Here is a 19,745-nt window from a genome sequence, read left to right as displayed (position 1 = left end):
GGCTACAGCAGTTACCGGGGCCGTGGGTCCAAATGGAAAGTTTTCATGGCGATTTTGCTGGTGCTGGTCATTTTGGCGGCCGCCAGCGTCATCTATCTGGAACAGCACATTGTGTACAGCAGCGGCGGCCGGCGTCAGATCGTGCTGCCCTGGCAGTCGGAGGAGGCGGATGCCGCGCCGGTGGGAGACCAGCAGGGCGCGGAGAACCGTCCGAATGTGGAGGTGGTGGTGGAGCCGCCGAAGGAGGAGGAACCCCAGGAAATCCTTGCGCGGGCGCTTCCCGCCGCCGCCCTGACCCGAGCGGTTTGGGCGGAATTTGAGGCCGGTATGGCCGCAGATTCCGCCATGGGGACCTGCAACGCTGTGGTTGTGCGCCTGAAAACCTCCAACGGAACGGTTTACTTTGAGTCCGCCAATGCCGTCTCCGGCGCCGTGCAGGTGGCGGGGGACCCGGGGGAGACCGCCTCCGTTTTGAATCTCGTTACCTCCCGGGAGGGGCTGCACGCCATCGCCAGCATGTCCTGCCTTCAGGACTTCAAGGCCGCCAATGCCGACGTGGAGGGCCGGGGATTGAAAAATACCGGCGGCTATATTTTCTACGACGGCAACAACAGCCTCTGGCTGGACCCCTGCAAGCCCTCCGCCAGGGAGTATGTCTGCGCCCTGGCGAAGGAGATCGCGGAGCTGGGATTCGACGAGCTGCTGCTCACGGATTTCAGCTATCCTACCGTGGGAAAAATCAACAAGATTTTCTATAATACCGACGTTCCCCTCGCCAACAATCTGGACCAGCTCCTCAGCGAGCTCCGGACGGCGCTGGAGCCTTACGATATTCTGCTGTCTGTGGAGATTCCGAAGGCGGTTATTGCCGAGGGACCCGATCTGACGGCCGGATTGGACCTGAGCCGTCTGGCGGGCCGGGTGGACCGCATCTACGCCGAAGCCGCGCCGGAGGAGGTGGAGACGCTGTCCAATCTGGTGTCCCAGGCGGGGGGAGCGGACGGCGGTGTCCAATTTATCCCGGAGCTGACGGAAGACAGCCCGTCCCTGACGGGCAGCCGCCTGATTCTGGCGGAGTGACGGGGTCCGTATGGAAGATAGGCTCCCGGAGGAAAATCCCTCCGGGAGCTTCCGCCGTTTATCAAGGGAGACTTTCGGAAAGGGGCCGGGTGATGGACATGGGAATCCGATATCGCGTTCCGGCGGACCGGCGGCCGTGAGGCGGCTGGCGGTCTTTGCCGGAGGCGTTTCTCTGGGTATCTTTCTGGCGCAGTACCTGCTGGAGGGCGGCTGGCCTCTGGCGGCGGCGCTGGCCAGCCTGGCCCTGGGCGTGCTGGCGCTGGCCCTGCCTGGGACGTGGCGGAGGAGGGTCCTGGTATTTGCCTCGGCGCTGGCGTTGGGGCTGGGCTACAGCTGGCTCTATGCCCGGCAGGTGCAGCGGCCCAACGAGGCGCTGGCCGGCAGAACGGAGCCTGTCGCCGCCACGCTCTGCGAATACCCGGAGCCCGGCGATTTTGGCGCGCGGGTGACGGTACGGCTGGAGGGCCTTCCCGGCAAGGCCGTGCTTTACGGCGGGGAGGAGCTGCTGGAGCTGGCTCCGGGACAGACGGTGACCGGAACGGCGCTTCTCCGCAGCGCCGCCCGCATTCGGGATGAGGACGTCACATCCTTCACGTCCAAGGGGGTTTTCCTGCTGGCCTATGGCCGGGGGGAATTCACGGCGGAGGAGGGCAGCCGCCGCAGTCCCCGGTGGTATCCGGTCCGCCTGAGACAGGCGATGGAGCGGCGCATACGGGACCTGTTCCACGGCGACGCCGCCGGGTTTCTCATGGCCCTTTTGACGGGGGACCGGGGAGAGGTCTCCGAAGCGGCTTACACGGCGCTTACCGAGGCGGGGCTGAGCCACATCCTGGCGGTGTCCGGGATGCACTGCGGTTTTCTCATGGCTCTGGCGGGGTTTCTCCTGCCGGACCGGAGATTACAGGCCCTGCTGGGGATTCCGTTGCTGGCGTTTTACGCCGCCCTCACCGGGGGCAGCCCCTCGGTGCTCCGGGCCTGTGTGATGCTGTCCTTGCCGCTGCTGGCGATTCTGGTCCGCCGGGAGAGCGACGGGCCCACGTCTCTGCTGGCGGCGCTGTTCCTCATCCTGCTGGCCAATCCCTTTGCCGCCGCTTCGGTCAGCCTGCAATTGTCCTTCGCCGCCATGACGGGGATTCTCTGGCTGTCGCCGAAGGTCTACCAATGGTTGAAGAACGGGAAGAGGCGGGGGAGAGGGTTCCGCTTCCTGGCGGTCTCCTTTTCCGTGTCCATGGGGGCAATGGTGTTCACCGTGCCCCTGACGGCGTATTATTTCGGCGCGCTGGTGCTGATTGCGCCGCTGAGCGCCGCGCTCTGCCTCTGGGCCGCCAGCGGAGCGTTCCTGTTCGGGCTGGCGGCGGTGTTTGCCAGCTTTGTGATTCCGCCGCTGGGAGCGCTGCTGGCTCTTCCGGCACAAGCGGCGGCGGCTTACATTCTCCTTGCCGCCGGGGGCCTTTCCCAGGTTCCCTATCACGCGGTGTATACCGCCAATCCCTATTTGAAATACTGGATCGTTTATGTCTACATCCTCTTTGCCGCCGCTTATCTGGCCCGGCGGGCGGGACGGCGGAAGTACGCGCTGGCCGCCGCGCTGGCGGCGCTGACGCTGGCCCTCACCGTCCGGCTGGGCGAGGAGCGGTATCGCGGCGGCCTGGAGATTCTGGTAATGGATGTGGGTCAGGGGCAGAGTGTGGCGCTGGCCTCCGGCGGGCGCTTCGCCCTGGTGGACTGCGGAAGCGCCAACAGCTGGAAAGCTCCCGGAGAGACCGCCGCCCGGCAGCTTCTCAGCATGGGATGCCGGCGTTTGGACTGGCTCGTGCTCACCCACTGTGACAGCGACCATATCTCCGGCGTGACGGGCCTCCTGGCACGGCTGGAGGTGGGGACGCTGCTGCTTCCGGAGCCGAAAGACGGCCCGGGGCCCCAGGACGCGCTGCGGGCCGCCGCCGGGGAGCACGGCGTCCAGATCCGCTTTGTAACGGAGGAGGAGCGGCTGGACTTTGGGGAGGGAACGCTGACCGTTTTCCCGCCCCTGGGGAACGCCGGGGACAATGACCGCGGCCTGTCCCTGCTGGCCTCCGCCTGGAACCGGTACTTTCTCATTACCGGCGACATGAGCGCCGCCACGGAGGCGGTTTTGCTGGAGTCCTGCGGCCTGCCGGAAATCGAGGGAATGGTGGCGGGGCACCACGGGTCCAGATACGCCACCTCTCAGCTTCTGCTGGAGACGCTGTGCCCGGAGACGGTCTGTATCAGCGTTGGGCCCAACAGCTACGGGCATCCCGCCGGGGAGACGCTGCTCCGTCTGGCCCGGCAGGGCTGTGAAATTTACCGCACGGACCTGCATGGAACCATCCATCTCGCCTGGAATCAGGAGGAATCCCATGGCTAATGCAAAAAGAGCCCCCCGCCGGGGCGCGGCCCTTCAAAAATTGAAGGCGGATCTGTCCGCCGGCACGCCTGCCGCCGCGTATATCTTCTACGGAGAGGAGAGCTATCTTCGGGAGTACTATCTGGGAGAGCTGCGCAAAAAGCTGATTCCCCCGGGTTTCGAGACCTTCAACTACCATGCGCTGGAGGGGAAGGACGTCACGGCGCAGAGCCTGTCGGAGACGGTGGAGGCCATGCCCATGATGGCGGAGCGGACGATGACGGCCGTCACGGACTATGATATCTTCAAATTGGGAGAGGAGCAGCGCGGAAAGCTCATCGCTTTGCTGGAGGACCTGCCGCCTTACTGCTGTTTGGTCTTTGTCTATGACACGCTGGAGTACAAGCCCAACCGGACCATGAAAAAGCTCTGCAAGGCCCTGGACACGTATGTGGAGGCGGTGGAGTTTCCGGCGGCGGAGAACAGCGACCTGCTGCCCTGGATTTCCCGCCGCTTTAAGGCCTTGGGAAAGGAGATCGACCGGCAGACGGCGGAGTACCTGGTCTTCACCTGCGGCGGCCTGATGACGGGGCTGGTGCCGGAGATTCAAAAGATTGCCGCCTACGCCAAGGGACCCGCCGTCACTCGAGAGGACGTGGACGCCGTGGCGGACCCGGTGCTGTCGGCGGAGGTGTTCCGCTTGTCGGACGCGGTGCTCCAGGGTAATTACGATCAGGCGGCGTCCATTCTGGGGGACCTTCTGAAAATGCAGACGGAGCCTATTTTGATTCTGGCGGCCCTGGGCAGCCAGCTCCGCCGCATCTGGACGGCCCGGCTGGCTCTGGACAGCGGGCGGGACCGGTACTGGCTGATGGAGCTGTGGGGCATGAAGAGCGACTATCCCGCCAAGCTGCTTCTCTCCGCCGCCCGGCGGACCACGGGAGAGTGGTGCGCCCAGGCGGTGCGGCAGTGCCAGGTCCTGGACCGCCGGATGAAGAGCGAGCGGGGCGTGGACAGCGCGGGAGAGCTGAAGCTGCTGCTGGTCCGGCTGGCGGCAAGGAGGAGATGAGCCGTGAAACGAATCAGGGAAGTTATTGTGGTGGAGGGCCGCTACGATAAGAACACGATCTCCCAGGTGGTGGACGCCACAGTCGTCACGCTGGGGGGCTTTGCCGTGTTCAACGACCGGGAAAAGCTGGCGTTCCTGCGCCGCCTGGCGGAGAAGCAGGGCCTCATCATCCTCACGGACAGCGACGGGGCCGGGTTTCTCCTCCGGAACTATCTCAAAGGAGCCCTGCCGAAAGAACGGGTGAAGCAGGCGTATATCCCCGATGTGAAGGGAAAGGAGCGCCGGAAGCGCCGGGGCGGCAAGGAGGGGAAGCTGGGAGTGGAAGGCATGTCCCCCGCCGTTTTGCTGGAGACGCTCCGCCGCGCCGGGGCGACGTTTGAGGACGAGCCCTCCGCCGGAGAGAGGGGGGGGCTCACCAAGGCGGACCTGGTTGTCCTGGGACTCAGCGGCGGGGAGGGGAGCGCGGAACGGCGCCGCCGCCTTCTAAAACGCCTGGACCTGCCGGAACATCTGACGGCCAACGGACTGCTGGAGGCGCTGAACCTTCTCTTCAGCCGGGAGGAGCTGGAAGCGCTGCTGTCGAAAGCGCTTTCCGAACAGGAGGATTGCCTGTGACCCGGGCGGTCCTCTTTTTCGACATGCCGCCTTCTCCGCCGCCTTTTTTTCGACAAAATTTGCGCTTTGGACGAACCGGTAAACCGGATTCGACAAAATTCGACAAATTTTGCTGGACAGCCCATGCTATCCTGAAAATAGAAACGGCTCGTTTCCTGAACGGAAGCGAGAGAAATATGAAAAGGGGGCGGCGGCGTGCAGAAGCGGTTGATGAGAGAAACCCAGTGTTTGGCGTCTCAGGCGCGGTACTACCTGCTGGAGGGAACGCCGGAAGAGCCATCGTATGGCATTCAAGTGGAGCTTGACGGAGAGGAGGCGGCTGTTTGGGACCTCAGCCCCTCGCGGGAGAAGGTGCAGGAGCTGCTGGCGTCGCTGATCCGGGGCGGCGTGACGCCCGTGGCCCTGCGGGACATCGTGGACGATTGGCTGCTGGAGTAGACGCGCCGGCACGAAGCGCTTTCCTGAAATGGAACTTCCTGCAACATTTACAAATTCTTCATAACTTTTGAGAAAATCCCCCTTTACAAATGGGGGCGGCTGTACTATGATAATCACTGTTAGCACTCCTGGTATTTGAGTGCTAACAGTGATTATGTTTTTTCAAATTTTTATATTTTAAGGAGGAAACCCAAATGAAACTCACCCCGCTTGCAGACCGTGTCATTCTGAAGATGGTAGAGACCGAGGAGACCACCAAGGGCGGCATCATTCTCACCGGCTCCGCCAAGGAGAAGCCCTCTGTGGCCGAAGTCATCTGCGTCGGCCCCGGCGGCATGGTGGACGGAAAGGAAGTCACCATGACCGTGAAGCCCGGCGACAAGGTCATCACCAGCCAGTACGCCGGCACCAAGGTGAAGCTGGAGGATGTGGAGTACACCGTCGTCCGGCAGAACGATATTCTGGCTATCGTGGAGTAATGCAAGACGCGCTGCTGCGCGTTTCAAGAGGGGACTTCGCCCCCCTTGAGAATCCCCCCTCACCAGTGACGCGGCGTCACCGGTGTGTGCGCCCAGGGCGCACGGGTCGGGGAATTTTCCTGACGCGCATGTTGTCAGGAAAATGATAGAACTTTTTTCTCCGCTTGGCGGAGAAACCAGGGGGACACCCCCTGGACCCCCGGTGAAATCAAAGAGGCTTCGCCCTTTGATTTCACGGTTCTGACAAAACACTGCTATGGAGGTAGATTTATTATGTCTAAGCTCATCAAGCGCGGCGAGGACGCCCGCAAGGCGCTGGAGACCGGCGTCAATACTCTGGCTGATACCGTCAAGATCACCCTGGGCCCCAAGGGCCGGAACGTGGTTCTGGATAAGAAGTACGGCGCGCCCCTTATCACCAACGACGGCGTGACCATCGCCAAGGAAATCGAGTTGGACGATCCCTTTGAGAACATGGGCGCCCAGCTGGTGAAGGAAGTTTCCACCAAGACCAACGACGTGGCCGGCGACGGCACCACCACCGCAACCCTCCTGGCCCAGGCCATGATTGGCGAGGGGCTGAAGAACCTGGCCGCCGGGGCCAACCCCATCGTGGTGAAGAAGGGCATGGCCAAGGCCGTTGAGGCCGCCGTGGCCGAGGTTAAGAAGCAGGCCAAGACCGTGGACGGCTCCAAGGACATCGCCCGGGTCGGCGCGGTTTCCTCCGGCGACGAGGAGATTGGCAAGCTGATTGCCGACGCCATGGAGAAGGTCTCCGCCGACGGCGTCATTACCATTGAGGAGTCCAAGACCGCCGAGACCTACAGCGAGGTCGTGGAGGGCATGCAGTTCGACCGGGGCTATATCACCCCCTATATGGCCACCGATATGGAGAAGATGGAGGCCGTGGTGGACGACGCCTATATCCTCATCACCGACAAGAAGATTTCCGTCATCGCCGACATCCTGCCTCTGCTGGAGCAGCTGGTCCAGTCCGGCAAGAAGCTCCTCATCATCGCCGAGGACGTGGAGGGCGAGGCCCTGAGCACCCTGATCGTCAACCGCTTGCGGGGCACCCTGAACGTGGTCTGCGTGAAGGCCCCCGGTTTCGGTGACCGCCGCAAGGAGATGCTTCAGGATATCGCCACCCTCACCGGCGGTACCGTGATCTCCGAGGAGGTCGGTCTGGAGCTGAAGACCGCCGACATCTCCCTGCTGGGCCGTGCCCGTCAGGTGAAGGTCACCAAGGAGACCACCACCATCGTGGACGGCGCGGGCGATTCTCAGGCCATCAAGGACCGGGTTGCCCAGATCCGCTCTCAGATCGCCAGCACCACCAGCGACTATGACAAGGAGAAGCTCCAGGAGCGTCTGGCCAAGCTGGCCGGCGGTGTGGCCGTTATCAAGGTGGGCGCCGCTACCGAGACGGAGATGAAGGAGAAGAAGCTCCGCATCGAGGACGCCCTGAACGCAACCCGCGCCGCTGTGGAGGAAGGCGTGGTCGCCGGCGGCGGCACCATCTTCGTCAACGTCATTCCCGCCGTGGAGTCTCTGGTGAACGGCGTGGAGGGCGACGAGAAGACCGGCGTCCGCATCGTGGCCAAGGCCCTGGAGGCCCCCATCCGCCAGATCGCCGCCAACGCCGGCCTGGACGGCTCCGTCATTCTGGAGAAGGTCCGCTCCGGCGAGAAGGGCTATGGCTTCGACGCCTATAAGGAGGAATACTGCGACATGGTGGCCGCCGGTATCATCGACCCCGCCAAGGTGACGCGCTCCGCTCTGGAGAACGCCGCCTCCGTCGCCGGCATGGTGCTGACCACCGAGTCCCTGGTGGCCGACAAGCCCGAGCCTCCCGCTCCGGCTCCCGCGGCTCCCGACATGGGCGGCATGTATTGATTGAGAGAGCCCTGAAGAAGTTTCTCTAAGCACGGAACCGGCACTCCGATGAAACGGAGTGCCGGTTTTTCCTCTTGCGAAAAGCAGCGTCACAGTCCGAGTGTGCGGGACATGGCAGACGCCGCAAGGGGAGTCCTCCGGCGGCGCGGAAAGGACGGGCCGGGAGACCACAGCTCCGCGATCAAATACGATCGGGACCTTGCCGGACTGAAACAGCCGGAAGAGACCGCCGGAAATGTCTGATGGAAACGTCGAACGCACAAGGAGGAATACGATGAGAGTACTGATCGCGATGGATTCCTTTAAGGGAAGCTGTTCCGCCCCGGAAGCCGCGCAGGCGGTTTCCCGCGGCGTCCGGTCCGTGTTTCCGCAGGCGGAAACGATTCTGCTTCCGGTGGCGGACGGCGGGGAGGGGACCGTAGACGCGCTGGTGACCATCTTTCACGGGGAAAAGCGCGCCGTTGCGGCGCATGATCCGCTGGGCCGCCCGATCACCGCGGAATACGGCGTGCTGGACGCGGACACCGCCGTGGTGGAAACCGCTGCGGCCTCCGGCCTGCCGCTGCTGCGAGCGGAAGAGCGGGACGCTGTCCGGGCGACTAGCTACGGGACGGGGGAGCTGATCCGCCACGCGTTGGAGCATGGCGCGAAAAAGATTGTCCTGGGCCTTGGCGGCTCCGCCACGACAGACGGCGGCATGGGACTTGCCCAGGCTCTGGGCGTTTCTTTTCAGGACGAAGCGGGGCGGGAGCTGGGCTATGGCGGCGGAGAATTGACCAGGCTCGCCCGCATTGAGACAAAGGGCCTTATGCCGGAGGCCCGCGCGTGCCAATTTATCCTGGCCTGCGACGTAAAAAACAAGCTCTGCGGAGAGCGGGGGGCGGCGGCGGTTTTCAGCCCTCAAAAAGGAGCGGCCCCTCAGCAGGTGCGGGAGCTGGACAGCGCCCTGGCCCACTATGCCGCCATTTTAAAGGACCAGCTTGACTGCGCCGCTGCGGAAACGGAGGGAGCCGGAGCCGCCGGGGGGATTGCCTGTTCCATGCTGGCGTTTTGCCATGCGGAGCTTCGGTCCGGAATCCATCTGGTACTGGACCTTGCCGGATTTGACGCGCTGGTGGAAACGGCGGACCTGGTCATCACCGGCGAAGGCCGGATTGACGCCCAATCGGCGTTCGGAAAGGCGCCCGCCGGTGTTGCCGCCCGGACAAAGGCGGTTCGGGACGTGCCGGTCCTGGCCATTGGCGGCGCTTTGGGAGACGGTGCGGAGGCGCTTTTGAACTGCGGCGTTGAGAGTGTTATGAGCGCCGTGAGCAGAATTCTGCCGCTGGAGGACGCCATGGCCAACGCCGCGCCGGCTTTGGAGGAGAGCACGGCCCGCATGATGCGGATTCTGAAAGCCGGTATGTCTATAGGGATGCAGGCGTGAGTGCATATATCTTGCGCGGGATATGGTGGAAGCGGAAGCGCTGTTTGCCTCTCAGCGGCAGAATGGCAGCTCGTGGGTATCAGTGGCGCCGCTATTGCGAAATTCTGCTCTCCCAGCGGGGACAGTCCCTTCCGCAAGGGAAATCAGTGGGGAGGCTGCACATTTGAACAAACGGAACTGCGGGCGTTCAAAGCATGCTGCACGTTTGAGTATTTCAAGCTGCGCCAGGACCTGAATCATATCTGAATCCAGGCTGCGGGGCATCCTTCCCGCAGGCTGACCGCAGATGAGGGGAGACGGAAACAGCTGGACGGCCTGGAACTGGAAGACGCCGTAATCCAAGCTCTGCTTCATCTGTTGTTCAACAAAGCGGGGAATTTCTCGTTGACGGCTATGAAAAAGATGATCCCCTATCTGGAAAAAGGCGTCAGCTATGACGAGGCGGCCGGCGCTGTGTACGGTTACCCAGGCGATCATACTTTCCCAGGAGGATTATCTATAGTTCCGCAAATATTTTGATTTACAGTTCATATCGTACCTTGCTGGTTATTTTTGCAGCAAGGTACAAGCGCCTCATAAAATCCCGCTTACAACCATGGAGGCGTAAGTAAAAAATTTATGCGGAATTACAGATTATACCACAACAAGAGATTTCAGAGAACTACAACTGCATCGGCGGCGTTAAGGGGCTGGAAATCATGATACCACATTTCTGCCCATGTTGCTTGTATTCCGAGCGGCTTTTGGTTGCGGAGCAAACCTTAACTGCAATGCTGTGAAGTGATTTTCAAGGATTGGGCTGGATAAAGGTCATATCTCGATCTTGCGGTATTCCGCAATGAAATCCGCCAATGTGACGGATTGAAGGCTTTCCCGCATATCGGACTGAACCGCTTCATAGGGCTTTTGCAGAACAGCACGGATATTCCGCCCAATCGGGCACAGCGGTGAGGGCATGGAATGAATCCCAATCAGATTCTGAAGCCCGCCTTCCTCCACCGCCATATAGATACGGTACAAGGTGATCTCGCCGGGCGGAAGGAGCAGCGACGCGCCTCCGCTGCCTGCGGCGACACGGATGATTCCCGCCTTTTTCAAGGCGCTCATAACGCCCCGGATTACTACGGGATTGCAGCCCGCAGACAGCGCCAGAAGACCGCTGGTAACCTTTTGCTTTTCGCCGTACTCGTGCAGAAACAGCAGACAGTGAACGGCAACGGAGCACTTTGTGCTGATGCGCACAGTCCTCCCTCCTTTCCGCTTTACAATACCACACAAAAACTCCGTTGTAAATATTGACATGACAGCGGGCGGCGGGGCCAGCTGCGTCCTGGTTTGCGTCTATGGAAACCGGGCTTACGAGGACACGCTGGTGGAATTACAGGACTGCGCGGAGCGCTGCGGCTTTCTCGTCTCTGCCGCCGCTGCCGCCGTAGCGGAGCACTCGATCTTACATCAATACGCCGCCGGACGGCCTGACACACAGGATACCGAGGAGCTGCAAAGGTTTTCCCGCGCAATCCTGGAGAAATACCGCCAGGGCAAGCGGGAGCTGGCGGTTCCCCTTCCGGGGAACCGGCCCTACAAAAAGACTGGAGGCGTCGGAATGGTTCCGAAAGCCGGAAGCGGCTGCACCGGCTGCGGCCTCTGTGCGAAGCAGTGCCCAGCTCAGGCCATCCGCCCGGACGATCTCCGAAAGGCCGGCGAAGAAAAGTGCATCTCCTGCATGCGCTGCGTCGTCCGCTGCCCCCAGGGAGCCAGGAAGGTCAATGGAGCCATGGTTGCCGCGGCGGGCTTGGCGCTGAAAAAGGCGTGCTCCGTCCGTAAGGACTGCGAGCTGTTTCTCTAAATCATATAGCGGACAGATCCTGTCGGTCTGTCCGCTGCTTTTGATAGACGGGCTTTATAAGGTCCTGCCGGCCGAATCCTGCCGTCGAGTCCAAAGCATCCGCTTTTATAGATGACAAGCGGGCCCTCAACAAGGCGCTGAAAAATGTTACGACAGATGGACAGGCCGTGGCTCTCAACAGTGGCGCCGCTAAGAAAGCGGACTGACCTCACGGAAAAAACCGGCGGCTTCCCCCTTCGGAAGCCGCCGGTTTCTTGCCGCTTACAGGTCTTTACAGGTTCGCCAGCACGTCCGTTTGCCGCTGCAGCTCCCCCACGATCTCCTGGTTCGTGTCCATGCCGGCGGTGATGCCCGACATGTCGTCCACCAGCACCCGGGTGCTGTCCGCCACGCCGGTGACGCCGTCTACCGCGCCGTCCACTGCGCCGGAGATGCTGGAAATCGAGGCGGCCACCTCCGCCATAGCGCTCCGCAGGCGATCCGCCTGGGCGTTGAAGGACTCCATGGAGCCCTGGATATAGGCGGCGTCGTCCCGGTACTGCCGCCCGGACTGGACGGAGCGTTCCAGCTGTGCCATAAGGGCCTTTTCCAGATAGTCCGCCAATTCCCTGGCGCTGCGGGAGAGATAGTCCACCGCGCTGGTGACCACTCCGCTGACCTCCTGAATGTGGCTGGCAGTCTCTCCGCAGGAGTCCGCCAGACGGCGAATCTCCCGGGCCACCACGGCAAAGCCCTTTCCCGCCTCCCCGGCCCGGCTGGCCTCCACAGAGGCGTTGATGGCGATGAGGTCCGTGGAGGAGGAGATGGAGAGGATGTCCTGGGTCAGAATCTCAATGCGGTCCACGCTCCGGCTCTTCTCGATGGCCTCGTTCAAAAGCGCCATGATCTCCGCCGTCTTGGCCTGGACGGTCTCCATCTCCATCTGGGCGGAGCGCTCCATCTCCTCCGCCCGGTTCCGCATCTCTGCGGAGTAGGCGGTGATGGCGGAGCACTCCTCCGCCATGCTGACGGCGTCGTTCTGCGTGCCGGAGGCGCTGGCGCTGATGGAGGCGGTGCTGCCGGCAATCTCCTCCAAAGCGGCGGAGAGCTGCTCCGTCAGTCCGGAGAGAGCCTGGACGCTGCCGCTGGAGGTCCGAGTCCGTTTGCGGACGTCCCCCACCACGCCGCGAATCCGCTCGGAGCTTCCCTGAAGGGTGCCCATGGCCTCCCGCATGGGGGTGAGAACATATTTCCGGATGATCCGCAGGGCCGCCGCCACCAGAAGCACCCCCATCAAAAGCGTGACGGCGCTGATGGCAAGGGCGGTGACATACACCCAGAAAAGGCGGCTCCGGGCCGCCTCCGCCTGGGCGCTCACAGAGGCAGAGAGAGCGTCGATGCTGGTTTCTGCGGAGCTGCTTCGGGCGGCCACGTCCCCGTTGGCCATGGCGTAGGCCTCCAGGGTCTTGCTGTCGGCGCTGGCGCAGACCAGCCGGACCAAGGCATGCTTGAAGGCGTCGTAATCCTCCAGCAGCGAACGGTAGACCGCCTGATCCTCCTCCGCCACGAAACCGGCGTAGTCCGACAGCTTCCCGTCCAGCTCCGCCTCCTCCGCCTTGATCTCCTGAACCAGCCGGATCATGGTGGCGTGATCCGCCGCCACGATATGGCTGAGCGCCAGGCGGTGGATGTCCATCATGGACCAGCGGACCTCCTCCAGCCGGGCCGTGCTGACCATGTACTCGTCCACAATGGTTCCGGCGTTGGCGTGGACGTTGTGGATGCCGGACACCGCCAGGATGTTGGACAGCAGCGTTACCAGCCCCAGCAGGACGATGGGCAGGATCAGGCGCTGCTGCAATGTGAGCTTGCCTTTCATATGTTCCCCTCCAAAATGATTGGATTCCCCTAAACGCTCAGCGCGCCGTCACACCCTCCACCATGCGGTCCAGCTGGGCCTGGAGAGACGCGCCGGAGGGATTCCCCCTGGCGCAGTTGCCGGCAAATTCCGTCACCGGGTCCCAGAATTTTCCCCCCACCCGCTGAAGCTGGGAGAACTCCGACTGGGCCAGCAGCGCCGCGATGGCAGGAGAGGCCTGTACCTCCGGCGAGGCGGCGGCGTTGGCGTTGGCGGGACCCTGGCCCCGCCGCGCAAAGCGGAGACGCTGGTTTTCCTCGCTGGTAATCCACTCCGCCAGACGGGCCGCCCACTCCGGTTCTTTCGAATAGGCGTTCACCCCGATGAGCTTGCAGCCGGAGAAGGAGGCCATCTGTACCGGTTCGCCCTTGCAGGTGAATGCGGGCAGCTTGGCGGCGCCGGCATCCTCGCCCCAGGCCTCCTGAATGGCCACAGCGTTCCACACGCCGCTGACTCCGGCGATGACGGAGCCGTTCCGCACGCCCTCCAAAAACTCCGTGTCCGTCCGGCTGGCAAAGCCGGGGCTGGCGGCGATGGACAGCATGGCCTGGGCCACGTCCACGCCAGTAATGGGACCGTCTGTGCTGTTCCAGGTGCAGTAGTTGGTCAGGCCGTCCTCGTTCAGGCCCACCGTCAGTCCGGTGTTGCCGAAGAACGCGTAGACATACCAGGCGGAGCTCCAGTCCATGGTCAGCTTCCGTCCGGCCGCCGCCGCAACCTCCAGCATCCGGTCCAGACTCTCTACGTCCCCCTCAGAGAAGTACGCCTTGTTGTAATAGAGGAAATAGCCGTTGTCCGCCGTCAGCGGATAGGCGTACAGCACGCCGTCCACCGAGGCGGCGGCCACTGCGGCGGAGAGGCTTGCCCCCCGGACCGCTCCGGCGTCCTCAATGGGGTCCAGCGCTCCGGCGGCCGCCAGGGCGGCCGCCTGGTCGTCGGCAAAGGCGAACACATCCGCCCCGTTTTCCAGGTCTCCCAGCATCGCGTCCTTGCAGCTGGACTCGCTTTGAGGCTGAAAATGAATGCGGAACGACGCCTCCCCGGCATAGCGGGACTGGAAGGAGGCAAAAATCTCCTCCAGAAGGTCCGCGTCCTCCTCGGCGCCCCAGACGGTGAGCTCCACCGTTTGTTCCGCTGGTTCTCCCTGGGACGGAGGCGGCTCCTGCTGGCCGCAGGCGGATAAAAAAAGAAGTGCCCCGATGGACAAAAGCAGGAATATTTGATTCATCTTCATGGCGTCATACCTCTCCCGTTGGTTCCGGCGGCCGCGGGCGCGGAGCAGCGCCGCAGTGTGTGAGCCGCTCTTCCCGATCATTATACCAGTTCTTTCCCTTCTTGGCAACCCATATCTCTCTGACCGGCGGCGGGCAAACCGGCGCGGCCCGCCCGGTCCAGGCAGACGGCTGTCCGCGTTCAGACCGGGCAGGGCCGCGTTGGGCAGGTCAATTTTCCGGGATTTCCCCCACGCCGTTCAAAATGAAATCGGGACGGTAGGGATATTGGTCACAGGTCTTGCGTGTGGACACGCCGGAGAGCACCAGCACCGTGTCCAGGCCCGTCTCAATGCCGGCGATGATATCCGTGTCCATCCGGTCGCCGATCATAACCGCGTTCTCCGAATGGACGCCCAGCATGCGCAGGCCGGTGCGCATCATCAGGGGATTGGGCTTGCCCACAAAATAGGCGCTCTTCCCCGTGGCCAGTTCCACCGGCGCGATCAGGGCCCGGCAGGCCGGGACGATGCCCGCCTCCACCGGCGCGGTCAGGTCCGGGTTGGTGCCGATGAGCTTGGCGCCGTCGTTCACCAGGCGGATGGCCTTGGTGATCTGCTCCAGATTGTAGGTGGAGGCCTCTCCCACCACGACATAGTCCGGGTTCACGTCGTTATAGGTGATTCCCTTGTCGTACAGGGCGTTCATGATGCCGTGCTCGCCCACCACATAGGCGCTGCACCCCGGAGCCTGGCTGTCCAGGAAGCAGGCCGTGGCCAGGGCGCTGGTGTAAAAATGGGATTCGTCCACGTCCAGTCCCATCCGGGCCAGCTTCTGCTGAAGCTCCTTGGGGGTATACTGGCTGGAGTTGGTCAAAAAGAGATAATTCTTCTTCTTCTCCGTCAGCCAGCTTACAAACTCCCGGACCCCGGGCAAAATTTTGTTCCCGTGATAGATCACGCCGTCCATATCGCAGATAAAGCCTTTTTTCTTTCTCAGTACTTCCATAAACATCCTCCTGTCCGTTCCAGGGCCCGGAGGCCCGATGATGTCTTGTTTCCGGTCCGCCGGTTCTCCCGGCCCGGGAGGCGGGGCGGCGGCGTCTTCCCCTTCAGTATCCCATATCCCGGCAGATTTGTCAAAGGAAACCCGGCCCGCCGCTTCAGGGGGCCTGGGCCCCGGACCAGCCCGCGGGGGGTTCCGGCGAGTAAAACTCCTGCATGCTCTGAATAAAGGTTTGGGCGGCCTCGGAAAAGTAGCCGTTCCGGCTGCGGGAGAGGACGACCACCCACTGCTCGTTGAACTCCGGCGGAATCCGGAAAAACTTCACCCGGTTGTTCAGCAGCGGCCGGTGGAACCGCACGGAGATTTCCGGCTGAATCGTGAAGCCGAAGCCATGGGCGCAGTATAGCATGGCCCCCTTGGAGCTGCGGGTATTCAAAATTGTCTGTACGGAGATATTGGCCTTTTTCAGAATCTTCTCCGTCACCATGTGGAGCTTTTGGGAGGGGCGGGGAAAGATAAAGGGCTCCATATCCAGCTTCCGGATGTCCAGAACGCCGGTCCGGGGGTCCAGCAGCGCGTCCCCGGGTTCATACCAGCCGGGGGCGCACAAGACCATCTCGCAGGAGATCATGGGCACCGAAATCAGGCTGGGGTCCACCGGCAGGGACATGATGGCCAGGTCCACCTTCCCGCGGAACAGCATCGACTCCAGGCGGTTGGAATCGTCCTCATACAGGTCGATTCGTACATTTGGGTACTTTTGGCGGAAATACATGTAGCCCTCCGGCAAAAGATATCCATTCAGCAGCGTCGGAATTCCCACCACCAGATAGCCGGTATGGAGGGTGGACAGGTCCGCCAGCCGATTCTCCAGGTCCCGGTACTCTTTGCAGACCTTCTCCGCCGTCTCCTGAAAGGCCCGGCCCGCGTTCGTCAGTTCGATTCCGCTCTTGGTGCGGATGAACAGCGTGGTAGACAGTTCCGCCTCCACCCGCTGAATACATTGGCTCAAAGAGGGCTGCGACATGAAAAGGCGCTTGGCGGCGCTGGTAATGTTTCCCTCTTCAATTACGGTGATGATGTTTTCCAAGTCCTTGATGTTCATGTCCGTTGTTCCGCCTATCTGTCTGAGATGAGAAGCTTTTTCCACAGGGTTTATTATAACACGGAAGGGCTGCTTGTACAGCATTTTATCCGCCCAATCATCCAATTATAAAAAACACCAATGGATTATATAAAATATACGTGTTTGACTTATGAATGCGCCGGACGTACAATGAATTCAGCACAAAACCCAAACCGGAGGGGAAAACTTTCGCATAAGAGAAGCGGGTGAGAGACAGAACAATGGAAACCAGGGAAAACACGCGCGGTTCGGAAGACAGGGGTTTTCCAGCCGGACCGCGCAGGGGGGTCAAGGAGGGATGATGATGTCAAAAGTAATCCAGAAAATGGAATTGGTTCTCTGCGTCGCTTTTGTAACCTTTCAGATGTACACCGCGTTTTTCGGTGCGATTTCCGGAATCGCGCAGAAATCCATCCACCTGACGTTTGTCATTGCAATCTTGTTCATCGGCCTGTACCACCAGGACGAAAAGCGCCGGGTCATGCGGATACTGGACCTGACCCTGTTGGCGGCGGGCTGTATCGTAACCGTTTATATCACCTCTCTTTCCAAACAGCTGGCCATTGACAGCACCACCCACACCGCCGCCATGAGTGTTTTCGGCGTGCTGTTCATCGGCATTCTCCTGGTGGCTGCCTGGCGAAAGGTGGGGCCTGTTCTGGCGGTCGTGGTGGCGTTCTTTATCTTTTACGCCTTCTTCGGCAAGATGTTCCCGCTGATTCTGCGCCACGGCGGCATGAAGTTCACCCGCTTCATCCACTTGATCTGCTATACCTCGGAGGGAATCTTCGGCTCTCCGCTGAATTCCGCCGCCACCTTTATCTGTGTGTTCATCATCCTGGGGGCCCTCTTCGCCGTCACCGGCGTCGGCGACTACATCACGGAGCTGGCCTCCTCCATCTTTGGCGTATTCCGGGGCGGTCCGGCCAAGGTGGCGGTGGTGGCCTCCGCGCTGTTCGGGTCCATCTCCGGCTCCGCCTGCGCCAATGTCATCGGCACCGGCACGTTCACGATTCCCCTGATGAAGCGCATCGGCTATGACGGGGAGTTTGCCGGAGCGGTGGAAGCCACCGCCTCCACCGGCGGTCAGATCATGCCCCCCATCATGGGCGCCGCCGCGTTTTTGGTGGCGGAGATTTTGCAGGTGCGCTATTGGGACGTGGTCAAGGCCGCCCTGATTCCGGCCATTCTCTTTTACGTGGCGCTGCTGATCGCCGTGGATCTGTACGCCCTCAGCCATGGGCTGGTGGGTCTGAAGCGCTCGGAGCTGCCGCCTCTGAGCCGGACTATCCGGGGAATCTGGAAGTTCACTCCCATGCTGGTGCTGATTCTGATGATCGGCCCCCTGAACTTCACCATCACCCGCTCCGGCGTCTACACGTTCCTCTTCACCCTGGCGCTGAGCTTTGCCAGCAAGGAGACCCGGCTGACCCGGGAGAAGCTGGTGCAGTTCCTGTATTCCGCAGGCCGGGGCTGCTGCACAGTGGCCATCGCCTGCGCCGTGGTGGGCATCGTCATCGGCACGGTGACGGGAACGGGCCTTTCCTACCGCCTGTCCTCCATCCTGGTGGAGATTGCCGGCGGCCGGCTGGCGCTGCTGCTGGTCATCACCATGCTGGCGGCCATTATCCTGGGCATGGGTCTGCCCAGCTCCGCCTGCTACCTGGTTCTGGCGGCCCTGGTGGCCCCGGCCATCATTCAGCTGGGCGTGCTTCCCATGGCGGCCCATCTCTTCGTGTTCTACTATGGAATCATCTCCAACGTGACGCCCCCCGTCGCCATGGCGGCCTACGCCGCCGCCGGAATCGCGGACTGCAACCCAAGCCGCTGCGGTTTCCAGGCCTTCCGCCTCTCCATCGCCGGGTTCCTGCTGCCGTTCTTCTTTGTGTACAACAACGTGCTGCTTTTCGACGGGACGCCCTTCGCGATTCTGACGGCCTTCGCCGGCGCGGTGGTGGGCATCTACTGTCTGGCCTGCTCCATGCAGGGGTATATCTGGAACGCGCCCATCCACTTCCTGGGCCGGGCGGTCCTGTTCGCCGCGGCGGTGCTGCTGATTGACAGCGCCCTGATTACGGACATCGCCGGTCTGGCCCTGATGGCGGCAGTGCATCTGTTTTTTAACCTGCGCCGCAGACAGACCCCGGTCCGCAGTCCCGAAACACAAGCGGAGTAATCCCCCGGCGCCTGCCGGAGACATAACACTAAGGAGGTTTCACTATGAAAAAAGGATTCTGCACTCTGCTGGCCGCCCTGGTTCTTCTGACCTGCACGGCCTGCTCCGGCGGCGCGCCGGACAGCTCCCAGAACACGCCTTCCAACACGCCCCAGAACAGCCCCCAGACCGGGGAACCGGCGGACGCGGTGGTCCGGACGCCCCAGGACATCCACATCGCGACGGGAACCTCCACAGGCGTGGGCTTCATCACCGTCAGCACCCTGGGCTCCCTGCTTGGAAAAGCGTGCCCGGAGTATACCATCATTCCGGAGATCACCACCGGCGGCGCGGAGAACATCAATATGCTCCTGTCGGACGATGCCCAGATGGCCTCCTGCATGCTGGACGACGCCATTGCCTGCAACCAGATGGAGCGCAAGTGGGAGGGCGTCGCGGAGGCGGAGAACGCCCTCTGCTATGTCACCAACAGCTACCTGACCAGCATCACCCAGTTCTCCCCCAAGAGCACCGGGGCCAAGGAGCTCTCCGACCTGCGGGGCATGCGGATCGGCGTCGCCTCTGGCACCATGGCGAATTACTATTGGAAGTACCTGCTGGAGGCCTACGGCATGACGGAGAGCGACTTTAGCAAGGTGGAAATCATGGGCATCAAGGACCTGCTGGTTGCCATTCAGGACGGCACCCTGGACTACGGCGTCCACGTGGCCTCCACCCCCAACACCAGCATTCAGGACACGGCGCTGTCCGTGGGGCTGAACATCCTGACCATGAGCGACGAGGTCATTGATAAGATGACCGCCCTCAACCCCAGCTTCCAGAAGTTCACCATCAGCAAGGACAAATACGAGTCCGACTTTGACGCCAACACCGTGGGCGTACACAATGTCTACGTCTGCAAGGCCGACGCGGACGAGCAGATGATCTACGACTTCGTGAAGACCATCGACGAGAACAACGATACCCTGCTTGCCGCCCATCCGCAGGCCGGCGAGGTGGGGCAGAAGGTTCTGGAAAACCAGCTTTTGCCCTTCCACCCCGGCGCGGAGCGGTATTACCGGGAAATCGGACTGGTGCAGTGAGCCCGGGCAGAAGGGCCCCGTGCTTTTC

Annotated in this window: 17 protein-coding genes; 11 read left to right on the top strand and 6 right to left on the bottom strand. The window is 62.0% G+C overall.

Annotated features, from left to right (window positions below):
• Positions 1-45: 45 nt before the first annotated feature.
• The 8 genes from QZ329_RS00585 (at position 46) to QZ329_RS00550 (ending at position 9,371) form a co-directional block, all read left to right on the top strand.
• Complete coding sequence (locus QZ329_RS00585; protein WP_295747229.1) at positions 46-1,080, top strand: putative glycoside hydrolase; 1,035 nt, start codon at positions 46-48, stop codon at positions 1,078-1,080.
• Positions 1,081-1,216: 136 nt separating this feature from the next.
• A complete protein-coding gene (locus QZ329_RS00580) occupies positions 1,217-3,469 on the top strand; it encodes a DNA internalization-related competence protein ComEC/Rec2 (protein WP_295747227.1) in 2,253 nt (750 codons plus the stop codon).
• Entirely contained in the window at positions 3,462-4,517 is a 1,056-nt protein-coding gene (gene holA / locus QZ329_RS00575) for a DNA polymerase III subunit delta (protein WP_295747225.1), read from the top strand. Before QZ329_RS00580 ends, holA begins: the two co-directional genes overlap by 8 nt.
• A gap of 3 nt (positions 4,518-4,520) precedes the next feature.
• Positions 4,521-5,132 (top strand): DUF4093 domain-containing protein, encoded by a 612-nt coding sequence (locus QZ329_RS00570; protein WP_295747223.1) that lies wholly within the window; start codon positions 4,521-4,523, stop codon positions 5,130-5,132.
• 195 nt (positions 5,133-5,327) lie between these two features.
• The gene (locus QZ329_RS00565) at positions 5,328-5,570 is read left to right on the top strand and encodes a DUF6514 family protein (RefSeq protein WP_295747221.1); all 243 of its coding nucleotides are present in this window, start codon (positions 5,328-5,330) and stop codon (positions 5,568-5,570) included.
• Positions 5,571-5,764: 194 nt separating this feature from the next.
• Entirely contained in the window at positions 5,765-6,049 is a 285-nt protein-coding gene (locus QZ329_RS00560; RefSeq protein ID WP_295747219.1) for a co-chaperone GroES, read from the top strand.
• A 273-nt stretch (positions 6,050-6,322) separates the two neighbouring features.
• Positions 6,323-7,945, top strand: a complete 1,623-nt coding sequence (groL, locus tag QZ329_RS00555) for a chaperonin GroEL (protein ID WP_295747217.1) — start codon at positions 6,323-6,325, stop codon at positions 7,943-7,945.
• Positions 7,946-8,219: 274 nt separating this feature from the next.
• Positions 8,220-9,371 (top strand): glycerate kinase, encoded by a 1,152-nt coding sequence (locus QZ329_RS00550; RefSeq protein WP_295747215.1) that lies wholly within the window; start codon positions 8,220-8,222, stop codon positions 9,369-9,371.
• A 51-nt stretch (positions 9,372-9,422) separates the two neighbouring features.
• On the opposite strand, the gene QZ329_RS00545 is transcribed toward QZ329_RS00550, so the two are convergent.
• Together QZ329_RS00545 and QZ329_RS00540 are read right to left on the bottom strand one after the other, a co-directional pair.
• On the bottom strand, positions 9,423-9,848 hold the full coding sequence (locus tag QZ329_RS00545; protein WP_295747213.1) for a hypothetical protein: 426 nt from the start codon (positions 9,846-9,848) through the stop codon (positions 9,423-9,425).
• Positions 9,849-10,181: 333 nt separating this feature from the next.
• The gene (locus tag QZ329_RS00540) at positions 10,182-10,613 is read right to left on the bottom strand and encodes an Rrf2 family transcriptional regulator (protein ID WP_295747211.1); all 432 of its coding nucleotides are present in this window, start codon (positions 10,611-10,613) and stop codon (positions 10,182-10,184) included.
• 58 nt (positions 10,614-10,671) lie between these two features.
• On the opposite strand from QZ329_RS00540, the gene QZ329_RS00535 reads away from it, so the two are divergent.
• Entirely contained in the window at positions 10,672-11,220 is a 549-nt protein-coding gene (locus QZ329_RS00535; protein ID WP_295747209.1) for a 4Fe-4S dicluster domain-containing protein, read from the top strand.
• A gap of 271 nt (positions 11,221-11,491) precedes the next feature.
• Here QZ329_RS00535 and QZ329_RS00530 read toward each other — a convergent pair whose 3' ends face one another.
• The 4 genes from QZ329_RS00530 to QZ329_RS00515 all read right to left on the bottom strand — a co-directional run bounded on the left by QZ329_RS00530 (position 11,492) and on the right by QZ329_RS00515 (position 16,438).
• Positions 11,492-13,078, bottom strand: coding sequence for a methyl-accepting chemotaxis protein (locus QZ329_RS00530; RefSeq protein WP_295747207.1), 1,587 nt, complete (start codon positions 13,076-13,078; stop codon positions 11,492-11,494).
• Between the two features lie 37 nt (positions 13,079-13,115).
• On the bottom strand, positions 13,116-14,351 hold the full coding sequence (locus tag QZ329_RS00525; RefSeq protein WP_295747205.1) for an extracellular solute-binding protein: 1,236 nt from the start codon (positions 14,349-14,351) through the stop codon (positions 13,116-13,118).
• 208 nt (positions 14,352-14,559) lie between these two features.
• The gene (locus QZ329_RS00520) at positions 14,560-15,336 is read right to left on the bottom strand and encodes an HAD-IIA family hydrolase (RefSeq protein ID WP_295747203.1); all 777 of its coding nucleotides are present in this window, start codon (positions 15,334-15,336) and stop codon (positions 14,560-14,562) included.
• A gap of 154 nt (positions 15,337-15,490) precedes the next feature.
• On the bottom strand, positions 15,491-16,438 hold the full coding sequence (locus QZ329_RS00515; protein WP_295747201.1) for a LysR family transcriptional regulator: 948 nt from the start codon (positions 16,436-16,438) through the stop codon (positions 15,491-15,493).
• A 325-nt stretch (positions 16,439-16,763) separates the two neighbouring features.
• Here QZ329_RS00515 and QZ329_RS00510 point away from each other — a divergent pair, with 325 nt between their 5' ends.
• Together QZ329_RS00510 and QZ329_RS00505 are read left to right on the top strand one after the other, a co-directional pair.
• Complete coding sequence (locus QZ329_RS00510; protein ID WP_295747199.1) at positions 16,764-18,635, top strand: TRAP transporter fused permease subunit; 1,872 nt, start codon at positions 16,764-16,766, stop codon at positions 18,633-18,635.
• A 44-nt stretch (positions 18,636-18,679) separates the two neighbouring features.
• The gene (locus QZ329_RS00505) at positions 18,680-19,717 is read left to right on the top strand and encodes a TAXI family TRAP transporter solute-binding subunit (protein ID WP_295747197.1); all 1,038 of its coding nucleotides are present in this window, start codon (positions 18,680-18,682) and stop codon (positions 19,715-19,717) included.
• Positions 19,718-19,745 lie beyond the last annotated feature (28 nt).

Origin of the sequence: uncultured Oscillibacter sp., assembly GCF_910579365.1 — a bacterium.
Lineage (GTDB): Bacteria > Bacillota > Clostridia > Oscillospirales > Oscillospiraceae > Oscillibacter.
The sequence above is the reverse complement of the archived record's forward strand: the minus strand, read 5'-3'. Positions and strand labels throughout refer to the sequence as shown.